Here is a 21,998-nt window from a genome sequence, read left to right on the forward strand (position 1 = left end):
GGCGTGGGCCGGGCCACCACGGCCCGGCCCACACCGAGGACTCACTCGTAGCTGATCGAGTCCAGCACCTTCATCCGGGCCGCGCGGATCGCCGGCCAGAGCGCGGCGATCACCCCGACCACCACGGCGAGCACCACCATCCCGGCCAGGTTCAGCCAGGGGATGGACAGCGTGCTGAAGCCGACGTCCTCCATCAGCCGGGGCAGGGTCGCGGCCAGCCCCACCCCGATCACCAGGCCCACCACGGTGCCGAAGACCGCGGTGAGCACGGACTCGACCACCACGGTGCCGGACAGCTGCAACCGGCCGAGACCGACCGCCCGCAACAGTCCGATCTCCCGGGTTCGCTCGATCACCGACAGCGCCAGGGTGTTGACGATGCCGAGCACCGCGATCACCACGGACAGCCCGAGCAGCGCGTACATGATCACCAGGATCTGATCGACCTGCGCCGCCAACGAGTTGGTCCACTCGTCGGCGGACATCACCGCCACCACCACGTACGGCTTGGCCGCGGCGGTCAGCTCGTCCTGCAGCCGGTCCAGGTCGGCGCCGGGGGCGGCATGGATCATCACCACGTCACACAGCTGCTGCACCCGCGGGACGAGTTGGTCCAGCTCGGACTGGCCGACCATCCACGGGGCGCCGATGACCTCGGTGGAGATGATCGCCCCGACCGTGAACTCCGTGCCGTTGAGGGTGACCTGGTCGCCGACCTCCCAGCCGTCGGCGTCCGCGGTCTCCTCCTTCACCACGGCCTGACCCTCGGCCAGCGTGTCCAGCGACCCGTCGACCACCTCGACGTTGATCGACCGCCCGAACATCCCCTCCGGGATCCCGGCGACGATGCCCGCGCCGCCGTCCTGGACCGGCAGGAGGGCGAACCGCATCGCGTCCACCACCTCGACGTCCGGCAGCGCCTCGACGTCGTCGATCAGACCGCCGGGGATCGCCCCGCTGATCTCGGACAAGACGAAGTCGCCATCGGTCTGCTGTTCGACGACATCGCTCAGCGAGCTCTTCGCCGACACCGCGATCACCGACACCGCCCCCACCAGCGCCATCCCGATCATCAGCGCGCCGGCGGTGTTGGCGGTGCGCCGGGGGTTGCGGACCACATTGCCCCGGGCGAGACGGCCGACCGGGCGGAACAGCCGGGCCAACGGCCAGGCCAGTGCCCCGACCACCGTGCGAGCCAGCACCGGGGAGAGCATCAGGACGCCGATCAGCACCGCGGCGGCACCGATCCCGTCCACCGTCAGCGCCCAGCTCGCCTCCGCCTGGGACACCGCGACCACGATCGCCCCGGCACCGAGCAGCACCAGCGCCAGGCCACCGAGTGCCCGGGGGCGCAGCGACCGCTCCGTGGTGACCACCTCGTCCCGCATCGCCTCGACCGGCGGCACCAGTGCGGCACGCCGGGCCGGGACGGCGGCGGCCAGCACACTGACCACGGTGCCGACCAGCATCGACACCACGATGGTGGCGGTGTCGACCGGCAGGTCACCGGCCATCTCCATCCCCATCGAGCCCAGCACCGACCGCAGCACCTCGACCAGGCCGAACCCGCCCAGGACGCCGAGCGCGGAGCCCACCAGGCCGACGATCGCCGCCTGGCCGAGGATCGAGCCGAACACCTGGAGCGGCGAGGCGCCGACCGCCCGGAGCAGCGCGAACTCGCGCATCCGCTGCCGGACCGACATCGCGAAGGTGTTGGAGATGATGAACGCGCCGACGAACAGGGCGATCCCGGCGAACACCAGCAGGAAGGTCGCCACGAAGCCGAGGATGTCGTCGATCCCGGCCTGGAGGTCCGCCCGGACGTCGTCGCCGGAGACCGCCTCGACGCCGGGGCCGGTCAGCGGTGCCAGCCGTTCGACCAAGGTGTCCTGGTCGACGCCCGGCTCGGCGTAGATCTCGACCGAACCGACCTGCCCGTCCGGAGCCAGCTGGGCCAGTGCGGCGTCGGCGTTCAGCAGCACGATGCTCGCGCCCATCATCGCCGCCTCGGGGTCGATCATCCCGACCACGGTGACCTCGGTCAGCTGCCCGGCGAGCACGATCGAGGTGGTGTCCCCGATCTCCAGCCCGGACGACTCCAGGGTGGCCTTCTCCAGGGCGATCTCCGTCGCGTCCCGCGGCCCCCGGCCCTCCGCCGGGTCACCCCAGTTCGGGTCGTCGGCGTGCCAGAGCACCGCCATGCTCGGCGCCTGGGTGCTCTGCACCGCGGTGCCGTCCGCCCCGATCAGCACCACCGACACACTGAGGGTCGGCAGTGCGGTGGCGACACCCTCCACCTCGGCCGCCTCGTCCGCGAGCGTGAGCGGCACCGTCCCGGTGGTGCTGCCCATCGAGGACAACGAGTCGTCGTCGCTCTGGGGCGCCATCAGGTAGGCGTCAGCCGGGGCGGAGGACTCCACGATCCCGGCGAACGACCCAGACATCATCGACCGCAGCGAGAACGTGCCGGCGACGAAGGCCACTCCCAGCGCCACCGCCAGCAGCGACAGCAGGAACCGGCCGATGTGCGCCCGCACCGAGCGCCAGCCCACCCGCCACATCAGAGCGCCGCCTCGGCACGCTGCGGGGTGAGCGAACCGAGCTTCGCCAAGACGGTCTCCGGCGTGGGGTCGACCAGCTCGCCGACCAGGCGGCCGTCCGCGAGGAACAGCACCCGGTGCGCATACGACGCCGCCGTCGGGTCGTGGGTCACCATCACCACCGACTGCCCGAGCTGGTCCACCGACCGGCGCAGGAAGCCGAGCACCTCACCGGAGGAGGTGGAGTCCAGGTTGCCGGTCGGCTCGTCGGCGAAGACCACCGCGGGCCGGGTGACCAGGGCCCGGGCACACGCCACCCGCTGCTGCTGGCCACCGGAGAGCTGGCCGGGCTTGTGCGAGAGCCGGTCGCTCAGGCCCACCGCCTCGACCACCTGGTCCAGCAGGGTGCGGTCGACCGGCTTGCGCGCGATGTCCAGCGGCAGGGTGATGTTCTCCAGCGCGGTCAGGGTCGGCACCAGGTTGAACGCCTGGAACACGAAGCCGAGCCGGGTGCGGCGCAGCTTGGTCAGCTCGCGCTCGCTCATCCGGGACACCGGCTCGCCGTCGACGACCACCTCGCCGGAGTCGACCCGGTCCAGCCCGGCCATGCAGTGCATCAGGGTCGACTTCCCGGAGCCGGAGGGCCCCATGATCGCGGTCATCCGGCCGCGCTCGAAGTCCACGTCCACGCCGGCCAGCGCGCGGACGGCCGCCTCGCCGGTGCCGTAGGTCTTGACCAGGCCGCGCGCGGTGGCGATCGCCTCTGTGGTCGTCATCGGGGTCCCTCTCCTTGAAAAGCGTCAGCGACCGGCCCAGGTGAACCTGGTCACAATGACGCTACTGAGCCGGAAACTGCCGGCCCATCGGGGAAACCCCCGACTTACCCCCGACCCTGCCCCTGACCAGCCCTTACTCCCTCGGCGAGCTGAGCGATACGGGCGGTTCTACCCTGGTGGCGGGGTCTGACGATGACGTGGTCCTGGCTGCTCCTGGTGCTCGTCCCGCCGGTGATCACCGGTGGTGTCCTGGTCGTGCTCCGGCGCAGGCGGCGTGCCGCGGCGGCGCTCGCCCGGTTCCCCGATCCGTTCGACGCGTTGCTGGTGCAGACCCGGCTGTCGATCGTGGCCCAGCACCTGCGGCGGTTGGAGGACGACCCGCGCGCGTGGGCCCGGGCGGAGCGGATCATCGCCGGGCAGCTGGCCTACGACCAGTTGCTGGCGGAGGCCTGTCGACTGGCCGGGGTGGAGGTGCTGCCCCGGGCGAAGGGCGACCCGTGGGAGCGGCTGCGCGAGGAGGTGGAGTTGACCGCGCGCGGCTGGACCTGGTGAGCCGCCCCTCAGCCCGCGATCACGCTCAGCGACGACGACCCGTCCGCCCGCCGCCGCACCGCGATCCGCTCGGCGATCGCCGACTTCATCGCCTCGACGTGCGACACCAGGCCGACCACCCGGCCCCCGGCCCGCAGGTGTCCGAGCTCGGTGAGCACCGCGTCCAGGGTGTGCGGGTCCAGGCTGCCGAAGCCCTCGTCGATGAACAGGGTGCCCAGCTCGATCCCACCGGCCTCCGCGGTGACCACGTCCGCCAGCCCGAGCGCCAGGCAGAGCGAGACGTAGAACGTCTCCCCGCCGGACAGCGTCTTGGGGTTGCGGGTGTCGCCGCTGTGGTGGTCAATGATCCGCATCGCCAGGCCCAGTCGGCGGCTGCGGGTCTCCCGCTCGTGCGAGGTGGCGAGCTCGAAGCGGCCGTCCGACATCTGCCGCAGCCGGTCGTTCGCCGCGGCGACCACGTCCTCGAACCGGCGTTGCAGCACGTAGGTGCCCAGCGACAGGCCCTGCCCGCCGTCCTGCCCCGCCGCCAGCCGGGCCATCCGGGTGACCGGCGCCGCCCGGCGCAGCAGGTCCCCGGCCTGCGCCGCGGCGGTGTGCACCTGGCGGTCGGCCTGGTCGGCCTCCGTCACCCGGCGGCGGTCCACCGCCGCGGTGGCCGAGGCCTGTTCCGCGCTCACGCGCAGCTCCTCGGCGGTGGCCAGCGCCTCGGCGGCGCGACGGCGGTCGGCGTCGAGGTCGGCGGTGGCGTCGATCCCGGCCAGCTCGGGTTCGGCGAGTCCGGCCAGCACCCGGTCCCAGGCCGACCGGTGCGCGGTGATCGCGGCATCCAGGGCGTCGGCCTCGGCGGCGGGCAGCACCCCCGCCCGCGCGGCGGCCACCGCGTCCTCCGGCAGCTCGGCCCCGTCCGCCGGCAGGTCGGCCCCGTCCGCCGGTAGCCCGGTCCCGTCCGCCGGCAGGTCAAGGGCATCCACCGGTTCGGCCAGCATGCCCCGCCCGTCCAGAAGCGTCTGCTCGCCATCGCCGGCGGGTAGCCCCGGCGCGGCGAGGAATCCCTGCTCCACCAGCGCGTGCCGGAGTCGCCGCTGCCAGTCCGCGACCTGCTCCCGGGCGGCCCGCACCCCACCCCAGGCGTCCAGCACCGCATCGGCGGCCTCGGCCCGGGACCGCTCGGCGCTCTGCCGGGCGGCCACGGTCGGGTTGCCGTCCAGTGCGGCGCGCACCTCGGCGCGGTCGCGATCGAGCTGGTCGGCGGCCTGAGCGGCGGTGTGCTCGGCGCGACCCAGCTCGGCGACCGCGGCCTCCCGGCGGGTCCGCAGCTCCTCGGTGGCCCGGTCGTGGTCGCGCAGCCGGTCGGCGCAGCGCTGCTGCTCGGCCACCGCGGACCGGGCGGCGTCCAGCTCCACGGCAGCGGCGGACAGCTCGGCCTCGGCGGCGGCCAGATCCCGGCCACCGGTGCGCTCCGCGAGCGCCGACACCCGGGCGACCAGGGCGGTCAGGGCGGAATCGGCGTCGCGCAGTCGTTCCTCGACCGCCCGGCGCTGATCCTCGGCCTCGGCGACCTGCTCGGCGGTGACGTGCCCGTCGGCGAGCGCGGTCGGTGCCGGGTGCTCGACGGCGCCGCACACCGGGCAGGGCTCCCCGTCGGCGAGGGTGCCGGCCAGCTCACCGGCGATCCCGCGCAGCCGGGCCGCCCGCAGCGCACTCTCCCGCTCGGCGGCGGCCAGCGCGGACGCGGCTGCTTGCGATCGGTGTTCGGCGGCCTGGTCCCGGCGGGCGGTCACGGTGGCGTGTTCGCGCACCGCGTCCAGCACGCTCCCGGCGGTCTGCCAGGCCTGCTCCCGCGCGGTCAGGGTGTGCGCCAGGGCGGTGGCGGCGTCCAGCGCGGCGGTCAGGTCCTGCCGCTGGTCCGGGCGGGCGGCGAGGCGCAGGTCCAGGTCGGCGACGGCGGCCCGGCAGCTGTCTGCGGCGGCGCGCAGCCGGGCCAGGTCCTCGGTGCGGCGGTCGAGGCCGGACTCCAGGTCGACCAGCCGGGTCAGAGTCGCGACGTGGTCGCGGGCCCGGTCGCGCAGCTCGGTCAACCGGCGGACCGATCCCGGGTCGACGCCGACGGGCATCCCGGCCGGCATCCGGTCCTGGGCCGCCGCGAGTTCCTTGTCCGCCGCGGCCACCCGTTCGCGCGCCTCGTCCCAGCCGCGCAGCAGCGGGGCGACGGCGCCGGCCCGGCGCGCCAGGTCCAGGCGTGCCCGGTCCCGGCCGATCCGCTCGGCCGCCGCGGCGATCCGGTCCCGCTCCGCGGTGAGCGCCACCCAGCGCTCGACCCGCCGGACCCGCTCGGCGGCGGTGTCGGCGTGCTGCCGGGCCTGCTGGGCGCGCAGCCCCGCGGCGGTGGCCGCCTCCGCACTCGCCTCGGCGGCGGCCCGGACCCCGGTCAGCAGCTCGCCGGTCTCCCGGAGCACGCCGGCCAGGTCCTCGTCCACCTGCGCGGTCAAGGGTTCGCTCCGGCCGGCCGCCGCGCAGAACCGCTCGACCGCGAGCTGCACGGCGGTGCGGGCGGCCTCGACCTCGCGCTGGGCGGCCCGGCGGTCCTCGTCCAGGCGGTGTTCCAGCCGGTCGTAGACCTCGGTGCCGAAGATGCGTTGCAGCAGCACCCGCCGGTGCTCGGGCTCGGCGCGCAGGAACCCGGCGAACTCGCCCTGCGGCAGCACCATCGTCTGCACGAACTGGGTCCGGTCCAGGCCGATGATCGCGGTGAGCTCGGCGCCGGCCTCGTCCAGCCGGGTGGAGACGATCTCCCCCACCGGCTCGGACTGCGGGTCGTCGGGCACCGCGGTCAGCCGCCACAGCTTCACGGTGGCGTTCTGCCGGACGGTGCCGGTGCCGCGCTTCTTGGCCCGGTCGTAGGCGGGCGTGCGCCGGACCCGGTAGACGCCGTGCGCGGTCTCGAAGCAGAGGTCCACCACGGATTCGGTGTCCTCGTCGGCGAAGGCGCTGCGCAACCGGTCCTCGCTGGCCGAGGCGGCCGCGACCTTGCCGTACAGCGCGAAGACCACCGCGTCGATCACGGTCGACTTGCCCGCACCGGTCGGCCCCTCCAGCAGGAACAGCCCGCCGGCGGACAGCGCGGCGAAGTCGACGGTGTACCGCCCGGCGAACGGGCCCACCGCCTGCAGGGTGAGGGTGTGCAGCCGCATCAGGCGCTCCGCTCCGCGGCCATGACCTGCTCGTAGGCCCGGCGCAGCACCGCGGACTCCTCCTCGGTCGGCGCCGCACCACCCACGTGCGCGATGAAGTCGGCCACCACCTCCAGCGGGTCGCGGCCGGGTCCGACCTCGGCACCGCGCGGGACCTGGGCGGTGGCGGGTGGCTGGTGCTGGATCACCAGGGCGTGCGGGAACCGGGCCTTGACCCGGCGGTACAGGTCCTCGGGTCGGCGCGGGTCGGTCACCGTCACCCGCACCCAGTCGTCCTGGTGCCCGGTGCCGGCCAGCAGCTCGTCCAGGGTGCCGGTCAGGTCGGTCATCCGCCGGGGCACCGGCGCCGGGATCAGCTCCACCCGGGCGGCGCCGGTGGCGGGCAGCTCGACCAGCACACTGGACTTGGTGTGCCGGGCCTCGGAGAAGGAGTACGCCAGCGGCGACCCGGAGTACCGGATGGTGTCGGTGATCCGCTGCGGGCCGTGCAGGTGGCCGAGTGCGACGTAGTCGATGCCGTCGAAGACCGCCGAGGGCGCGTGGTCGACGCCGCCGACCCGGATGTCCCGCTCGGACTCGCTCGCCTCGCCGCCGACCACGAAGGCGTGGGCCAGCACCACCGACCGCACCCCGTCCCGCCGGGCCAGGTCGGCACGCACCCGGTCCATCGCGGCGCCCAGCACCGCGGCGTGCGAGCGGGGCAGCACCTCGCCCTCGGGCGCCAGGGTGTGCCGGGCGACGTCGGGATCCAGGTAGGGCAGGCCGTAGACGGCAACCCCCGGATCGTCCGCGCCGGGCAGCAGCACCGGCCGGTCGATCCGGCGCTGGTCGGCCAGGATCCGGACCCGGTCGGACAGCAGGTCGGCGCCGAAGCCGAGCCGGACCGCCGAGTCGTGGTTGCCGGGGGTGAGCACCACGGTGGTCAGCTCCGCCAGCCGCCGCAGGGTGCCGGACAGCAGCTCCACCGACTCCACCGGGGGGATCGCGCGGTCGTAGACGTCCCCGGCGATCAGCACCGCGTCCACCCGCTGCTCGGCCACCACCTCGACCAGGTGGTCGCAGAACGCCGCCTGGTGCGCCGTCAGGTCGACCCCGTGCAGGGTCCGGCCCAGGTGCCAGTCGGAGGTGTGGAGCAGTCGCATACCCCGAAGCTAGCCGCGGTCACCGACACTTCGGTGCATCCGGAGCATCAGCTGGGGACCACCGGCGTGGCGGCGGGTCTGTGGACAGTCAGACGGCGGCCCGGGAGGCGGAGACCACGGCGACCGCCCCGGTGACGACCGCAGTGACCGCCTGGGTCGGCACGGTGTTCTCCAGCTCGAACTCCCGGTCCATCCCGATCAGGGCCAGCCGGTCGATCACCTGGCGATCCGGGTCGCGCAGCGTCACCCGCTGACCGGTCTCCCCCGCCGCCAGGTGCAGCTGCAGCAGGAACGCCAGCCCCGAGGAATCGATGAAGGTGAGCCCGGTGGCGTCCACCAGGATCGGTTGGTCGGTGGCCAGCGCCTGCGCCATCGACGTGCTCGCATCCGCGCGCAGCGCCCCGTCCACTTCCCCCCACAAGCGGACCAGCGTGCACCCCTGCGAGGTGGTCACATCGATCCCGCCCACCCGGGTGGGGTCGTCATTCGGGTCCATCGGTCCTCGGCTCTGTCGGAAGGTGCGGCCGCAGGATCATGCCCCCGGTCCGGCCGGCCCGCATCCGCAGGTCCCGCCGCCCCGGAGGCACCTGGTGGCCGCCGTGACACACCCAGGAGAACGCATCGAGGCGCCTGGACGTTCCCCGGTCACGCGACCAATCGTTGACCTGCACATGAACATCACGCGATCGGCTCGGGCTCCGTCACATCCGCCACCGTCGCGCCGAGCACCCGGATCATGTCGTCCGCGTCCACCGTCGCCGCGACCCCGTGCGCCCCGCCGCCGATCGACACCCGCCGCCCGGGCACCGTGGCATCGGCGATCACCGGCCAGGCGTGCAGCGACCCGAAGGGCGTGATCGTGCCGCGCTCGTAGCCGGTGGCCTCCTTGGCGGTGGCGGCGTCTGGCATCGACATCCGCTTCACCCCGAGCAGCTCGCGCAGCTTCGGCCAGGAGATCGCCCGTCCGCCCGGCACCAGCACGAACAGGTAGTCGTCCTCGCCGCGCCGCACCACCAGGGTCTTGACGATGTCCTCCGGCCGGACCCCGCGCGCCGCCGCCGCCTCGGCCAGCGACCCCACCGGGCCGTGCCGGGTGATCGTGTGGTCGATGCCGGACTCCGCCAGGGCGCGTGCCGCCCGCTCCTCGCTCATGCGTTCAGCGTAGGCACCAACCGGCCGTCGACCACCTCGAGCTGCTCGCCGTGCCACCGCCGCCGCAGCCACCGGTCGTGCGAGGCCACCACCACCGCACCCGGGGCGGTACGCAGCGCATCGCCGAGCTCGTCCGCCAGCGCCAGCGAGATGTGGTTGGTCGGCTCGTCCAGCAGCAGCACGTCCGGGGTCTGGGCGACCAGCAGGGCCAGCACCACCCGGCGCCGCTGCCCGACCGACAGCTCACGCAGCGGGCGGTTCAGGTCCCGCGGGGCGACCAGGCCGAGGTCCTGCAACGGCACCGGGTCGGCCAGCCGCTCGCTGACCAGCTCGTAGACCGCCAGCGGGCTCCGGTCGTCCTCGGCCAGGCCGACGTCCTGCTCCAACAGGGCCACCGTGACGCCCTTCGCCCGCCAGGCGGTGCCGCTCGCCGGGGCCAGATCCCCGGCCAGCAGGTGCAGCAGGGTCGACTTGCCGGAGCCGTTCGGGCCGGTGACCAGCAGCGCGGTGTCGGCGTGCACGTCCAGCGCCCCGACCTCGACCCGGCCCGGCACCACCGCGTCCCGGACCGAGATCAGGGTGCCCTCGCGCCGGGTCGTCCCGGTCAGCGCCGAGGTGAACCGCAGCTCGCGCGGTGGCTTGCGGACCTGCTCGCGCTCCAGCTCGGTCAGCCGGCGCTGGGTGTTGCGCACCCGGCGGCCGACCTGCTGCTGCACGAAGTCGCCGTGCCGCCCGTAGGCCATCTTGTTGTTGTCCCGCATCGGCCGGCCGTGCACCACCTGCCGCGCCTTGCCGTCCGGGGCGATCGCCGCGCGCAGCGCCGACAGTTCCTCGCGCTCGGCCAGCCAGCGCTGCTGCCACTGCTCCCGGGCGATCCGCTTGGCCTCCCGGAAGTCGGTATAGCTGCCGCCGATCACCCGCGGGCCCTCGACACCGGGGTCCAGGTCCAGGATCTCGGTGACCACCTCGTCCAGGAACACCCGGTCGTGGCTGGCCAGCACCACCGCACCCGGCAACTCGGCCAGCGCGCCGGCCAGGAAGTCGGCAGCGTCGTCGTCCAGGTGGTTGGTCGGCTCGTCCAGCAGCACCGCCCGGGGCCGGCGGATCAGCACCGCCGCGAGCGCCAGCCGGGACCGCTGCCCGCCGGACAACGACCCGGAGGTGCGCCCGGGATCGACCTCGCCCAGCCCGAGGCCGGCCAGCACCCGCTGCGCCCGGGCATCGGCGTCCCAGACCTCGGCGGCCTCGGCGCGGGCCAGCGCCAGGTCGTAGCGGGTGGCCGCCTCGGCGGTGTCCTCGGTGAGCGCGGTCGCCGCGGCCTCCAGCTCGGCGGCCACCGCCCGGACCTCGGACAGCGCCCCGCCGATCACGTCGCCGAGGGTGGCCAGCGGACCGAAGGGCGGTTCCTGCGCCAGATAGGCCAGGTCGGCGGGCCGGTGCACCTCACCGGTGTCCGGCTCCTCCACCCCGGCGAGCAGCCGGAGCAGGGTGGACTTGCCGATCCCGTTCTCCCCGACCAGGCCCAGGCGGTGCCCGGGATCGACGGCGAAGGACAGGTCGGTCAGCACCCGGCGGTCGCCGTAGGCACGGGACAGCGCGGACGCCCGCAGGACAGGAGTGGAAGGAGACAAAGGGATCACCACCGGCCGCCGTGCGCGTCAGGGCATCGGCGAGAGAGTCGGACTCAGGACTCGGAGCCGGTCAGATCCACATGGCGACGACGGTAGAACGGGGGAACGGTGGCTGTCCACGGTATTTCCGTTCCCGTCGCCGGTACTCCGTTCGCTAGCGTGGCCGCGCCCCGTCCGGATCGCGTCCGATCGACCGCCGACCGACGTCGCGCTCGATCCGCTCCGGGAGGACCTGCACCGTGACCACCACGACGACCGTGGCCACCCGCGCGCGACTCGCCGTCCTCGGCCAGTTCGCGCTGTTCGGCATGATCAACGTGTCTTGGACCAGCCGGCTGCCGTCGCTGATGACCGCGCTCGACATCGATGCGGCGATGCTCGGCCGGCTGCTGGTGATCGGCGGGGTCGGGTCGCTGCTCGGCGCACTGTCCGGCGGTGCGGTGGTGGCCCGGATCGGCGCCCGGGCGACCCTGACCGTCGCGGCGCTGGCGAACGTGGTGGGCTTCGGGCTGCTCGCCGCCTCGGCGCTGACCGGGTCGGTGCTGTTGTTCATCCCGGGCGCGGTGATCAACGGGGTGGCCTCCGCCCTGGTGAACCTGTCGATCAACGTCAGCGCGGCGGCGGTCGAACAGCGGATGGGCCGGGCGATCATGCCGCAGTTCCACGCGCTGTTCTCGGTCGGCGCCGCGCTGGGCGCCCTGATCGCGGCCGGCTTCGCGCGCGCCGGGATCGGCATCGGGGTGCAGGTGATCGTGGTGGTCGGGGTGGGGACCGCGATCCGGCTGGCGACACTGCGCCCGGCGACGGCGGTCACCCTGTCCGGCGACCGCTCCACCGCCCAGGGTGGCAGCGCGGCCCGGGAGGCGCTGTCGGCCTGGCGCGAGCCCCGCACGCTGCTGCTCGGCCTGGTGCTGATGGCCGCCTCGCTCACCGAGGGCACCGCCGCCACCTGGATGCCGCTGGCCGTGGTGGAGGGCTTCGCCGCGCGGGAGGCGGTCGGGGCGCTGGCCTACGGCAGCTTCGTGGTGGCGATGACCGTGGTCCGGATCTTCGGCACCCGGCTGATCGACCGGTTCGGCCGGGTGGCGGTGCTCCGGGTGTCCGGGGTGTCGGCGCTGACCGGGCTGCTGCTGTTCGTCGCCGGGCCGTCGCTGCCGGTGGCCTGGATCGGCGTGGTCCTCTGGGGCTTCGGCGCGGCGCTGGGCAACCCGATCGCGACCACCGCCGCGGCCGACGACCCGCTGCGGGCGAGTGTGCGGGTGTCGGTGGTGGCGTCGTTCAGCACCGTGACCTCGCTGGCCGCCCCGCCGCTGTTCGGCCTGCTGGCGGCGGCGGTCGGCACCCGGCAGTCATTGCTGGTGGTCGGGGCGTTCATCGTGCTGAGCCTGGCCATCGCCGGGGCGGCGCGGCGGGAGGAACCGGGGGTCGTTCCCGCCACCCGCTGATCGCTCGCCGCGAATCCGTTCGCGCCCCCCGGCCCGCAGCAGCGACAATGGACGGCCGTGACCCCCGCCGATCCCACCCCGCCGACCGCCGACCCCGGTGGTCCCGTCGCCGACGGTGCGCGCGGGGCCGGCCGGCCGCGACGACGCCGGGGCGGCCGGGGCCGGCGACCCACCCCGGGGCAGCGCCCCACCCCCGAGCAGCAGCCCGCGCCGGACCAGGGAGCCACCCCCGTGCAGCAGCCCGCGCCGGAGCAAGGGCCCACCCCCGAGCAGCGGCCCACCCAGGAGCAGCGGTCCACCCGGGCGCAACGGCCCACCCCCGATGACCGGCACCGCACCGCGCAGGAGCGCTCCCGGGACGGCCGGGCCCGGCGGCGGTCCGACGACCCCACCGCCCGCACCCGCCGCCTGACCGCGATGGCCGACGCCCGCCGCGCCGTCGTCCTGCCGCCGGTGCGCTACCCCGAGCAGCTGCCGGTGTCCACCCGCCGGGCCGAGATCGCCGAGGCGATCCGCGCACACCAGGTCGTGATCGTCGCCGGTGAGACCGGGTCCGGGAAGACCACCCAGTTGCCCAAGATCGCCCTGGAGCTCGGTCGCGGCCGGGACGGGCAGATCGGGCACACCCAGCCGCGCCGGATCGCCGCGCGCACCGTGGCGGAACGGATCGCCGAGGAGCTGGGCACCAGCATCGGCGAGCTGGTCGGCTACCAGGTGCGGTTCACCGACGAGTCGTCCGAGCGAACCCTGGTCAAGGTGATGACCGACGGCATCCTGCTGGCCCAGATCCAGCGGGACCCGGAGCTGCGCGCCTACGACACCCTGATCATCGACGAGGCGCACGAGCGGTCGCTGAACATCGACTTCATCCTGGGCTACCTGGCCCGGCTGCTGCCCCGCCGCCCGGACCTGAAGCTGATCATCACCTCGGCCACCATCGACTCCGCCCGGTTCGCGGCGCACTTCGCGGACGCCGACGGCGAGCCGGCTCCGGTGGTCGAGGTCACCGGCCGGACCTACCCGGTCGAGATCCGCTACCGCCCGCTGTCGCCGGACGACCCCACCGACGACCCGGACGACGGCCCGCGCGCCCCGGCCCGGCCGCCGCGCGAGGACCGCGACCTGATGACCGGGATCTGCGAGGCGGTGGACGAGCTGACCCGCGAGGGGCCCGGCGACGTGCTGGTGTTCCTGTCCGGTGAGCGGGAGATCCGGGACGCCGAGGACGCGCTGCGCAGCCACCTCGGACCCCGGGTGAACGACCCGCGGCGACCGGATGCGATCGACCTGCTGCCGCTGTACGGCCGGCTGTCGGCCGCCGAGCAGCACCGGGTGTTCCAGCCGCACGGCACCCGCCGGGTGGTGCTGGCCACCAACGTCGCCGAGACCTCGCTGACCGTGCCGGGCATCCGCTACGTGGTGGACCCCGGCACCGCCCGGATCTCGCGCTACTCCAAGGCCACCAAGGTGCAGCGGCTGCCGATCGAGCCGATCTCCCAGGCGTCGGCGAATCAGCGCTCCGGGCGGTGCGGCCGGGTCGCGGACGGCATCGCGATCCGGCTGTACTCCGAGTCCGACTACGAGTCCCGGCCGCGGTTCACCGAGCCGGAGATCCTGCGCACCTCGCTGGCCTCGGTGATCCTGCAGATGGTCGCGGTCGGGGTGGCCACCGGGCCGGAGGACGTGGCGCAGTTCCCGTTCGTCGACCCGCCGGACGTCCGTGCGGTGCGGGACGGCGTGCAGTTGCTGACCGAGCTGAACGCGCTGGAGTCGACCCCGCAGGGCACCCGGCTGACCAGCACCGGCCGGGCCCTGGCCCAGTTGCCGATGGACCCGCGGCTGGCCCGGATGATCGTCGAGGGCGGTCGCCGCGGGGTGGCCCGCGAGGTGATGATCATCGCCGCCGCGCTGTCGATCCAGGACCCACGCGAGCGCCCGGTGGAGACCCGCCCGCAGGCCGACGCCATGCACGGCCGGTTCGCCGACCCCAGCTCGGACTTCCTCACCTACCTCAATCTGTGGCAGTACATCCGGGACGCCCAGCGCGAGCTGTCCGGGTCGGCCTTCCGCCGGCTGTGCAAGGCCGAGCACCTGAACTACCTGCGGCTGCGCGAGTGGCAGGACGTGGTCACCCAGCTCAAGGAGCTGGCCAAGCCGCTGGGCATCGCGCTGTCCCCGCCGCGCCGCTCCGACCGGGACGCCGACGCCTTCACGGCGGCCAGGGAGGACCTGTCCAAGGGCTCGCTACGCCTGGAGTGGGATGGGGACCGGATCCACGTCGCGCTGCTGGCCGGGCTGCTGTCCCAGCTCGGCATGCAGGAGGTCACCGAGGTCCGGGCGTCCGCCCAGAAGACCCCGCGCAAGGACAACCGGCCGCGCAACGAGTACCTGGGGGCCCGCGGCGCCCGGTTCGCGATCTTCCCCGGCTCCGCCCTGGCCAAGAAGCCGCCGGCCTGGGTGATGGCCGGTGAGCTGGTGGAGACCTCCCGGCTGTGGGGCCGCGACGTCGCCCGTATCCAGCCGGAGTGGGCCGAGGACCTGGCCGCGCACCTGGTCAAGCGCAGCTACTCCGAGCCGACCTGGTCCAGCAAGCAGGGCGCCGCGATGGCGACCGAGCGGGTCACGCTCTACGGGGTGCCGATCGTCACCGGCCGCCGGGTGCTGTTCGCCAAGGTCGACGCCGAGCACGCCCGGGAGCTGTTCATCCGGCACGCCCTGGTCGAGGGCGAGTGGAGCACCCATCACGCCTTCTTCGCCGAGAACCGGCGGCTGCTGCGCGAGGCCGAGGACCTGGAGGCGCGGTCGCGGCGGCGCGGTCTGGTGGTGGACGACGATGCGCTGTTCGACTTCTACGACGAGCGGATCCCGGAGTCGGTGGTCTCCGCCCGGCACTTCGACCAGTGGTGGAAGACCGCCCGGCGCGAGCAGCCCGACCTGTTGTCGTTCACCCGCGAACTGCTGGTCGCCGACGACGCCGCGGTGGACGAGTCCGACTTCCCCTCCGCCTGGCCGCAGGGCGACCTCTCGCTGCCGCTGACCTACCAGTTCCAGCCCGGCGCGGATGCGGACGGGATCACCGTGCACCTGCCGCTGGTCACGCTGGCCCGGGTGCAGCCGGACGGCTTCGACTGGCTGGTGCCCGGCCTGCGCGAGGAGCTGGCCACCGCCACCATCCGGGCGCTGCCCAAGCCGGTCCGGGTGCAGCTGGTGCCCGCGCCGGACGTCGCCCGGGACGTGGTCGCCTGGCTGGACGCGCACACCGCCTCCTGGGAGGACACCGTGCGGGCCGGGGACGCGGCGCCGTCGTTCCGGGACAGCTTCCGGCAGGCGGTGCGCGCGCTGCGGGACGTGGACGTGCCGGCCGACGCCTTCGACGACGAGCGGCTGCCCGCCCACCTGCGGGTGACCTTCCGGGTCGAGGACGACCGCGGCCGGGTGGTGGACGAGGGCAAGGACCTGGCCGTGCTGCAGCGCCGGTTGGCCGCCCGCACCCAGGACGCCGTGTCCACCGCCGTGCGCAGCGCCGTCCGGGACGCGATGACCGAGGCGATCGGCGACCGCCGCCCCACCCCGAAGCGCACCACCACCACCGAGCTGCCGGGCGCGCTGCCCGCGGTGCCCGGGCTCACCGACACCGACCTGACCAGCTGGCCCACCGGGCTGCCGAACGGTGTCCTGCCCGAGCGGATCGAGGCCGAGACCGGCGGCCTCACCGTGCGCGGGTATCCGGCCCTGGTCGAACGCCACGACGGCACGGTCCGGGTGCAGGTGCTCGCCGACGCCGGGGAGCAGGCCACCGCCCACCGCCGGGGCCTGCGCCGCCTGCTGGTGCTGGACGCCGGACTGGCGACCGGCCGAATCACCAGCCGCTGGACCGGCCAGCAGTCGCTCGCCCTGGCCGCGAGCCCCTACCCGTCCACCGATGCCCTGGTCACCGACCTGCAGCTCGCCGCCACCGATCGCCTGCTCACCGAGTACCTGGCCGGACGCCCCGCCACCGCCGTGCACACCGCCGAGTCCTACGCCGCCCTGCGCGCCGTAGTCCGCGACCGGCTGGAGGACGGCGTGCACGACCTGGTCGGCACCGTCGCCACAGTGCTGACCGCCGCCCGGGAGCTGGACGCCGCGATCCGTGGCACCCGGTCGCTCGCCCTGCTCGGCACCGTGCAGGACGTCAAGGACCAGCTCGCCGGCCTGGTGTACGACGGCTTCATCGCCGGTACCGGCGCCGACCGGCTGGCCCAGCTGCCCCGCTACCTGCGCGCCGCCGCGCACCGGCTGGACAAGGCCGGCGACAACCCGAGCCGGGACGAACAGCTCGCCTGGCAGGTGCACGACCTGGAACAGCTGCTCGGCCAGACCCGCGCCCGGGTCACCTCCCGGACCCCGGTGCCCGCCGACCTCGCGGCGCTGGAGGACGCGCGGTGGCTGATCCAGGAGCTGCGGGTGTCGCTGTTCGCCCAGCAGCTCGGCACGCCGGTCCCGGTGAGCGAGAAGCGGGTGCGCAAGGCGCTGGCCGCGATCGGCTGAGGATCAGGCGGCGCCGATCACGGTGGCGCCGCGGGCGGTGGCCTCACGCGCCAGCCGTGCGTCGAACGTGGCCAGCGGGACCGACAGGTGCTCGGCGGTCGCGAGCACACACGCGTCGGGCATCTTCAGTCCCGCGCTCGCCCGCACCAGCGCCAGCACGGTGGGCCCCGGGTCGGTCGCCGATGAACTGCGGATCCCTGCCGCAGCGAAGGCCGTGTACGCCCGGTCCTGCTCGCCTGCTCGCGCCGGGCCGACGAGCACCTCGGCCATCGTCAGCGAGTGCAGCACCACGCCGTCGCCGCCGTCCTCGAGCAGGATCGCGCGCGCCCGCTCGTGATGCGCGTCTGCCGGGTTCGTGGCCGCGATGACCACGTTGGCGTCGGCCACGATCACTGCGGCCACCCGTCGCGGAGGTCATCGAGGTAGCCCTCCGGGTAGTACGTCGACAACGCCGTCAGCTCCAGCACCGCCCGCTCCCGCTCCCGCGCGGCGTCGAGCTCGCGCGCCTCGACCGCCTGTGCGCCCGTCTCGATCAAGCGCGTCAGCAGTCGCGACGGCGGCTGGTCCGGCCAGTGCCGGCGCGCGACATCCAGCGCATGCGCGACCTCGGGGGTCTCCGTGATCGCGTGACGGGGCTTGAGGGTGGGCACGCCGCAAGTGTAACACCGCCGTGTTTCGGTGTAACACCGCGCCGCCGCCCCCTCCCCGCGTCGCGCCGAGAGTGCACAAACGCATGCCTCCCGGCCCCGGAGGCGTGCATCTGTGCACTCTCGATGAGGAATGGGCGTCCCGCCGGCCCCGGTCAGGCCGGTGTGCCGCCCGCCGGTGTCTGGTCCGACGGCCGAACCGGCCCCAGCCAGCGCGGAACATCGCGGCAGTAGTCCTGGTACTCCGCGCCGAACCGGTCGGTCAGCGCCGCCTCCTCAGCCGGTATCTGCCGGCGGTTCAGTGCGGCGACGAAGCCCACGACCGGCAGCAGCGTGGCGGGCGACCGCCGGAGGACGGCGTGCGCGACCAATCCGCCGGCCATTGCGACGTACATCGGGTTGCGGGTGTGCCGGTAGATCCCGGTGGTGACCAGAGTGCTCGCCCGGTCCACCGCGACCGGGTTGATGGTGGTGCCGGACCGCCGGAACTGGACCACCGGTGCCAGTCCGACGGCGAGCGCACCGGCGCCCAGCAGCGCGCCGACGGTGATCGACCCGACGGTCGGGCGCCGCCGGACGGCCAGTACTCCCTGCGCCACCGCGGCGACCGCGGCCCATCCGAGCGGGGGCATCGTCATCCGGGGTCCTCCTCGCGCTGGTACCGGCCCGACGCGCCGGGCGCGGGCCCGGCCCCAGCCTGTCACGGCCCGGCGGTGGCGGCGGTCCAGTAGGTAGCGGTGTGCGTGGGCCACCCGTCGCGCAGGTCGTCGAGGTAGCGCACCGGGCAGCACGCCGGGAAAAGATGGCCGCCCCGGGGCCGCCTCTCTGCCAGGCTGTGCCGTTCCTGTGGTCAGAAGGAGGACCGTGGACAACCCTGGGCGACTGCACCGGCCGGGTCCGGTGCGCCCGGTCGATCCGGACCGGCGGCTCGACTGGCGGCGGCTGCGCGGACCGGTGGCCGGGCTCGCGCTCGTCGCGCTGGTCTGCGCCTCGATCGGGGCTGCGCTCGGCACCGTCGTGGCGGGCGATCTGGCCGAGCACCCGACGGCCGCCGGGCTGTGGCTGCTCGCGGCGTGCCTGGTCGGTGCGGCGCTGGTCGACACCGTCGGACAGGTCGCCTGGGCCGGGGTGGTCGACCGGGCCGAGGGCCGGTTGCGCGGCGACCTGCTGAGCGCCGCGCTGCACCAACCGCTCGGGACGCTGACCGAGCAGGCGGTCGGCGAGGTGCTGGACCGGGTGGACGACGACACGCACGCGGTCGGCACCCTGGTGCGCCGTCAGGTCTGGGGGCTGGGCCGCACCGTCGTCGGCTGCGTGCCGCTGTGGATCGTCGGCGGTCTGACCTGGTGGCAGGCCTGGGTGCTGTTCCCGCTGCTCGGCGGCGTCACCGTGCTGGTGGTGCGGCCGGCGCTGGGCGAGATCGCGCGCCGGAAGGTGATCGAGGAGCGGGCCTGGACCGACAACGCCGCGGCCTTCGAGGAGGCGGTCGCCGCCCGCGACGACCTGCGCACCAGCCGCGGGCAGGCGTTCGCCGTGCGGCGGCTGGCCGAGTCCTCCGCGCTGGTGCACCGGATGCTCGACCGGGTCCTGGCGATCGAGACCACGATGACCGCCAAGGCCGGCACCCTGCTGCACGCGCTGCTGGCCGGCGTCGTCGTGGCGGGTGTGGTGCTCGCCGGTGCCGGCGACCTGTCCGTGGCGCAACTGGTGACGCTGTTCCTGGTCACCGCCTCGTTCGTGGGGCAGTTCGACATGCTGGCGCGGCACCTGCCCGACGTGCAGGAGGGCATCGGGGCGCTGGTCCGGATCCGGGAACTGCTGGACACCGAGCCCGAGCCGATCGGCGGCGGCGCAGTGCCGGAGGGTCCGCTCGACCTGGAGCTGCGCGACCTGCACTTCGCCTACGCCGAGGGCACCTTCGCCCTGCAGGGGGTCGACCTGCGGGTGCCCGCGGGCCAGACCGTCGCGCTGGTGGGGCGGACCGGGTCGGGCAAGTCGACGCTCGCGTCCCTGCTGTCCCGCGCGGTCGAACCGGAGCCGGGCTCGGTGCTGCTCGGCGGCGTCGACGTGCGCGACCTGGACCTGCAGGCGCTGCGCGGCGCCGTCGGCGTGGTCACCCAGCGCACCGAGATCGTGGCCGGAACCCTGGCCGAGAACATCACCCTGTTCGCCGACGTCCCGCGGTCCGACGTCGAGGACGCGGTGCGCGAGCTGCGGCTCACCGAGTGGGTCGCCGGGCTGCCCAACGGACTGGACACCCTGCTCGGCCCGGGCGGCACCTCCCTGTCCGCGGGCGAGGAGCAGCTGGTCGCCTTCGCCCGGCTGCTGGTCCGGGACGTGCAGGTGGTCGTGCTGGACGAGGCGACCGCCCGGATGGACCCGCTGACCGAGGCCCGGGTGGTCGCCGCGTCCGAACGACTGCTCGGCGGCCGGACCGGCGTGCTGGTGGCGCACCGGCTCGGCACGGTGGAGCGCGCGGACCAGGTCGTCGTGCTCGACCACGGCCGGGTGGTGCAGCAGGGACCCCGGGAGACACTGGCCCGGGAGGACGGGCCGTTCCGGGCACTGCTGGACGCGAGCCGGGCCGAGGGTCACCCGCAGGCGCTGGACGGCGCGCGGGCCGATGCCGCCGCCGACCCGGACGCCGGACCCGAGGTCGGTGCCCGCCGGCGCACCGGCCCGCCGCCCGTGCTGCGCGATCCCGGGACCGGGCCCAGCCTGACGCGCGGCATCGCCCACGCGCTGCTGGTCCGGCCCCGCTGGGGGCTGCTCGGCGGCCTGCTGTTCCTGCTGTCCAGCCTGTTCGCCGCTCAGGGCGCCGTCACCGGCTACCTGTGGGGCCACACCGTCGAGGGGCTGCGCGCGGGCGAGCCGACCACCGGCCTGGTCGTCGCGCTGGCGGTGACGCTCCTGCTGGTCGCCCCGTGCAACTCGCTGGCGTTCCGGCTGTACCCGAAGTGGTGGGTCGAACTGCTGCTCCGGGTGCGGATGTCGGTGCTGGTCGGCCAGACCCGGCAGCACCGGCTGCGCCGCACCCCGCCGGGCGAGGTGGTGGCGCGCGCGCTCGACGCGGACCGGTACGCCCGGTACGCCGACCGCTGGGTCGACCTGGTCAACGGCCTGGTGCTGGTGGCGGTCACGGCGGTGCTCAGCTGGTCGCTGCTGGCCGGTGCCGTGCTGCTCGCCGTCCTGGTCGTCAGCGCGGTGTGTGCGCTGGCCGGCCGTGGGATCGCCGGGCGATCGGCCACCCGGTCGGCCGCGGCCCGTGCGGGCTTCGGCCGGTCCCTGGTCTCCGCGCTGGACGCGGCCCGGACGGTCAAGCTCGCGGCCCGGACCCCGCAGGTGCACGCCCACCTGAGCCGGGTGGACGACGGGCGGGTGCAGGCCGCGGTGTTCGAGCACCGGGTGCAGGCCGTGCTTGACGGGGTGCCGATCATCATGGTGCAGGTCGGCGCGGTCGTGGCCTGGGGTGCCCTGCTCGCCGGGGTCTGGGACCTGGCGAGCACCCTGCTGGTCGCGGGCGCGGTCGCCGGGTTCAACTGGTTCGGCGTTGTCGCGGGCGCCGTGGTCACCGAGGCGCCGGGCACCCGGTCCTGGCAGCGGGCGACCGCGTCCTTCGCTGCGGGCGCCGACCTGGTGGCCGAGACGCCGGGCGTCGACCTGTCGACCGGGGTGGCGCCGCGGCCCGGGCCGGACGCGCGGGACCGGCTGGACACCCTGGAGCTGCGCGGGGTGGGCGCCGTGCACGACGACGGCACGATCGGTGTGGCCGGGGTGGACCTCACGGTCGCCCGCGGCGAGCTGGTGCTGCTGCTCGGCCGGGTGGGCGCCGGCAAGTCGAGTCTGCTGTCGGCGCTGGCCGGCCTGATGGCGCACACCGGCCGGATCCGGTGGAACGGCACGGACGTCGAGGATGCCGAGACCTTCCTGCGACCGGGCCGGGTGGCGCACGTGGCCCAGGTGCCGCGGGTGCTGTCCGGGACCTTCACCGACAACGTGCGCCTGGACCACGACCGCCCGGTGGACGGACCGCTCGACGATGCGCGGATGACCGCCGACGTCGCCGAGGCGGGTGGGCCGGACGCACTGGTCGGCCACCGCGGCGTCCGGCTGTCCGGTGGTCAGGTGCAGCGGCTCGCGCTCGCCCGGGCGCTGGCCACCGGCGCCGAGCTGCTGCTCGCCGACGACGTGTCCAGCGCCCTGGACGCGAGCACGGAGATCGAGCTGTGGTCCGCCCTGCGCGAGCGCGGCACCACCGTGATCGGCGCGACCTCGAAGCGCGCGGCACTGGCCCGGGCGGACCGGGTGGTGGTGCTGGAGGAGGGTGCGGTGGCGGCGGTTGGGCCGTGGCGGGAGCTCGCGCCGCGGTGGGGGCACCTGGCCGGGTGAGGC

Annotated in this window: 14 protein-coding genes; 4 read left to right on the top strand and 10 right to left on the bottom strand. The window is 74.7% G+C overall.

The annotated features are described in order from the left end of the window. Nucleotides 1-41: 41 nt before the first annotated feature. Both HGA03_RS14755 and HGA03_RS14760 read right to left on the bottom strand, forming a co-directional pair. Nucleotides 42-2,561: an ABC transporter permease gene (locus HGA03_RS14755; protein ID WP_168631058.1), complete on the bottom strand. Its 2,520-nt coding sequence runs from the start codon at nucleotides 2,559-2,561 to the stop codon at nucleotides 42-44. After that, nucleotides 2,561-3,316 (bottom strand): ABC transporter ATP-binding protein, encoded by a 756-nt coding sequence (locus HGA03_RS14760; RefSeq protein WP_168631059.1) that lies wholly within the window; start codon nucleotides 3,314-3,316, stop codon nucleotides 2,561-2,563. Before HGA03_RS14760 ends, HGA03_RS14755 begins: the two co-directional genes overlap by 1 nt. A gap of 192 nt (nucleotides 3,317-3,508) precedes the next feature. Here HGA03_RS14760 and HGA03_RS14765 point away from each other — a divergent pair, with 192 nt between their 5' ends. Beyond that, nucleotides 3,509-3,868 carry a hypothetical protein gene (locus HGA03_RS14765; RefSeq protein ID WP_239073514.1) on the top strand — a complete coding sequence of 120 codons (360 nt, stop codon included), beginning with the start codon at nucleotides 3,509-3,511 and terminating at the stop codon, nucleotides 3,866-3,868. A gap of 8 nt (nucleotides 3,869-3,876) precedes the next feature. On the opposite strand, the gene HGA03_RS14770 is transcribed toward HGA03_RS14765, so the two are convergent. From HGA03_RS14770 to HGA03_RS14790, 5 genes are all read right to left on the bottom strand, one after another. Next, on the bottom strand, nucleotides 3,877-7,059 hold the full coding sequence (locus HGA03_RS14770) for an AAA family ATPase (protein ID WP_168631060.1): 3,183 nt from the start codon (nucleotides 7,057-7,059) through the stop codon (nucleotides 3,877-3,879). Then, the gene (locus HGA03_RS14775) at nucleotides 7,059-8,201 is read right to left on the bottom strand and encodes an exonuclease SbcCD subunit D (RefSeq protein ID WP_168631061.1); all 1,143 of its coding nucleotides are present in this window, start codon (nucleotides 8,199-8,201) and stop codon (nucleotides 7,059-7,061) included. Before HGA03_RS14775 ends, HGA03_RS14770 begins: the two co-directional genes overlap by 1 nt. Before the next feature lie 88 nt (nucleotides 8,202-8,289). Further along, nucleotides 8,290-8,697: an STAS domain-containing protein gene (locus HGA03_RS14780; RefSeq protein WP_168631062.1), complete on the bottom strand. Its 408-nt coding sequence runs from the start codon at nucleotides 8,695-8,697 to the stop codon at nucleotides 8,290-8,292. Between the two features lie 182 nt (nucleotides 8,698-8,879). Further along, a complete protein-coding gene (locus tag HGA03_RS14785) occupies nucleotides 8,880-9,353 on the bottom strand; it encodes an aminoacyl-tRNA deacylase (RefSeq protein WP_168631063.1) in 474 nt (157 codons plus the stop codon). Continuing rightward, nucleotides 9,350-10,993, bottom strand: a complete 1,644-nt coding sequence (locus HGA03_RS14790; RefSeq protein ID WP_373307662.1) for an ABC-F family ATP-binding cassette domain-containing protein — start codon at nucleotides 10,991-10,993, stop codon at nucleotides 9,350-9,352. The genes HGA03_RS14785 and HGA03_RS14790 overlap by 4 nt, the downstream gene beginning before the upstream one ends. Before the next feature lie 230 nt (nucleotides 10,994-11,223). Here HGA03_RS14790 and HGA03_RS14795 point away from each other — a divergent pair, with 230 nt between their 5' ends. Both HGA03_RS14795 and hrpA read left to right on the top strand, forming a co-directional pair. Further along, nucleotides 11,224-12,429, top strand: coding sequence for an MFS transporter (locus tag HGA03_RS14795; protein ID WP_168631065.1), 1,206 nt, complete (start codon nucleotides 11,224-11,226; stop codon nucleotides 12,427-12,429). A 57-nt stretch (nucleotides 12,430-12,486) separates the two neighbouring features. Continuing rightward, a complete protein-coding gene (gene hrpA / locus HGA03_RS14800) occupies nucleotides 12,487-16,959 on the top strand; it encodes an ATP-dependent RNA helicase HrpA (protein WP_373307661.1) in 4,473 nt (1,490 codons plus the stop codon). Between the two features lie 3 nt (nucleotides 16,960-16,962). Here the strand turns inward: hrpA and HGA03_RS14805 are convergent, their stop codons facing one another. From HGA03_RS14805 to HGA03_RS14815, 3 genes are all read right to left on the bottom strand, one after another. Further along, complete coding sequence (locus HGA03_RS14805; RefSeq protein WP_168631066.1) at nucleotides 16,963-17,361, bottom strand: type II toxin-antitoxin system VapC family toxin; 399 nt, start codon at nucleotides 17,359-17,361, stop codon at nucleotides 16,963-16,965. Beyond that, entirely contained in the window at nucleotides 17,349-17,609 is a 261-nt protein-coding gene (locus tag HGA03_RS14810) for a hypothetical protein (protein WP_168631067.1), read from the bottom strand. Before HGA03_RS14810 ends, HGA03_RS14805 begins: the two co-directional genes overlap by 13 nt. 152 nt (nucleotides 17,610-17,761) lie before the next feature. Then, the gene (locus HGA03_RS14815) at nucleotides 17,762-18,244 is read right to left on the bottom strand and encodes a methyltransferase family protein (protein WP_203767316.1); all 483 of its coding nucleotides are present in this window, start codon (nucleotides 18,242-18,244) and stop codon (nucleotides 17,762-17,764) included. A gap of 226 nt (nucleotides 18,245-18,470) precedes the next feature. Here HGA03_RS14815 and HGA03_RS14820 point away from each other — a divergent pair, with 226 nt between their 5' ends. Then, nucleotides 18,471-21,995, top strand: coding sequence for an ATP-binding cassette domain-containing protein (locus tag HGA03_RS14820; protein WP_168631068.1), 3,525 nt, complete (start codon nucleotides 18,471-18,473; stop codon nucleotides 21,993-21,995). Nucleotides 21,996-21,998 lie beyond the last annotated feature (3 nt).

The organism is Cellulomonas denverensis (assembly GCF_012396125.1).
Taxonomy (GTDB): domain Bacteria; phylum Actinomycetota; class Actinomycetes; order Actinomycetales; family Cellulomonadaceae; genus Cellulomonas; species Cellulomonas denverensis.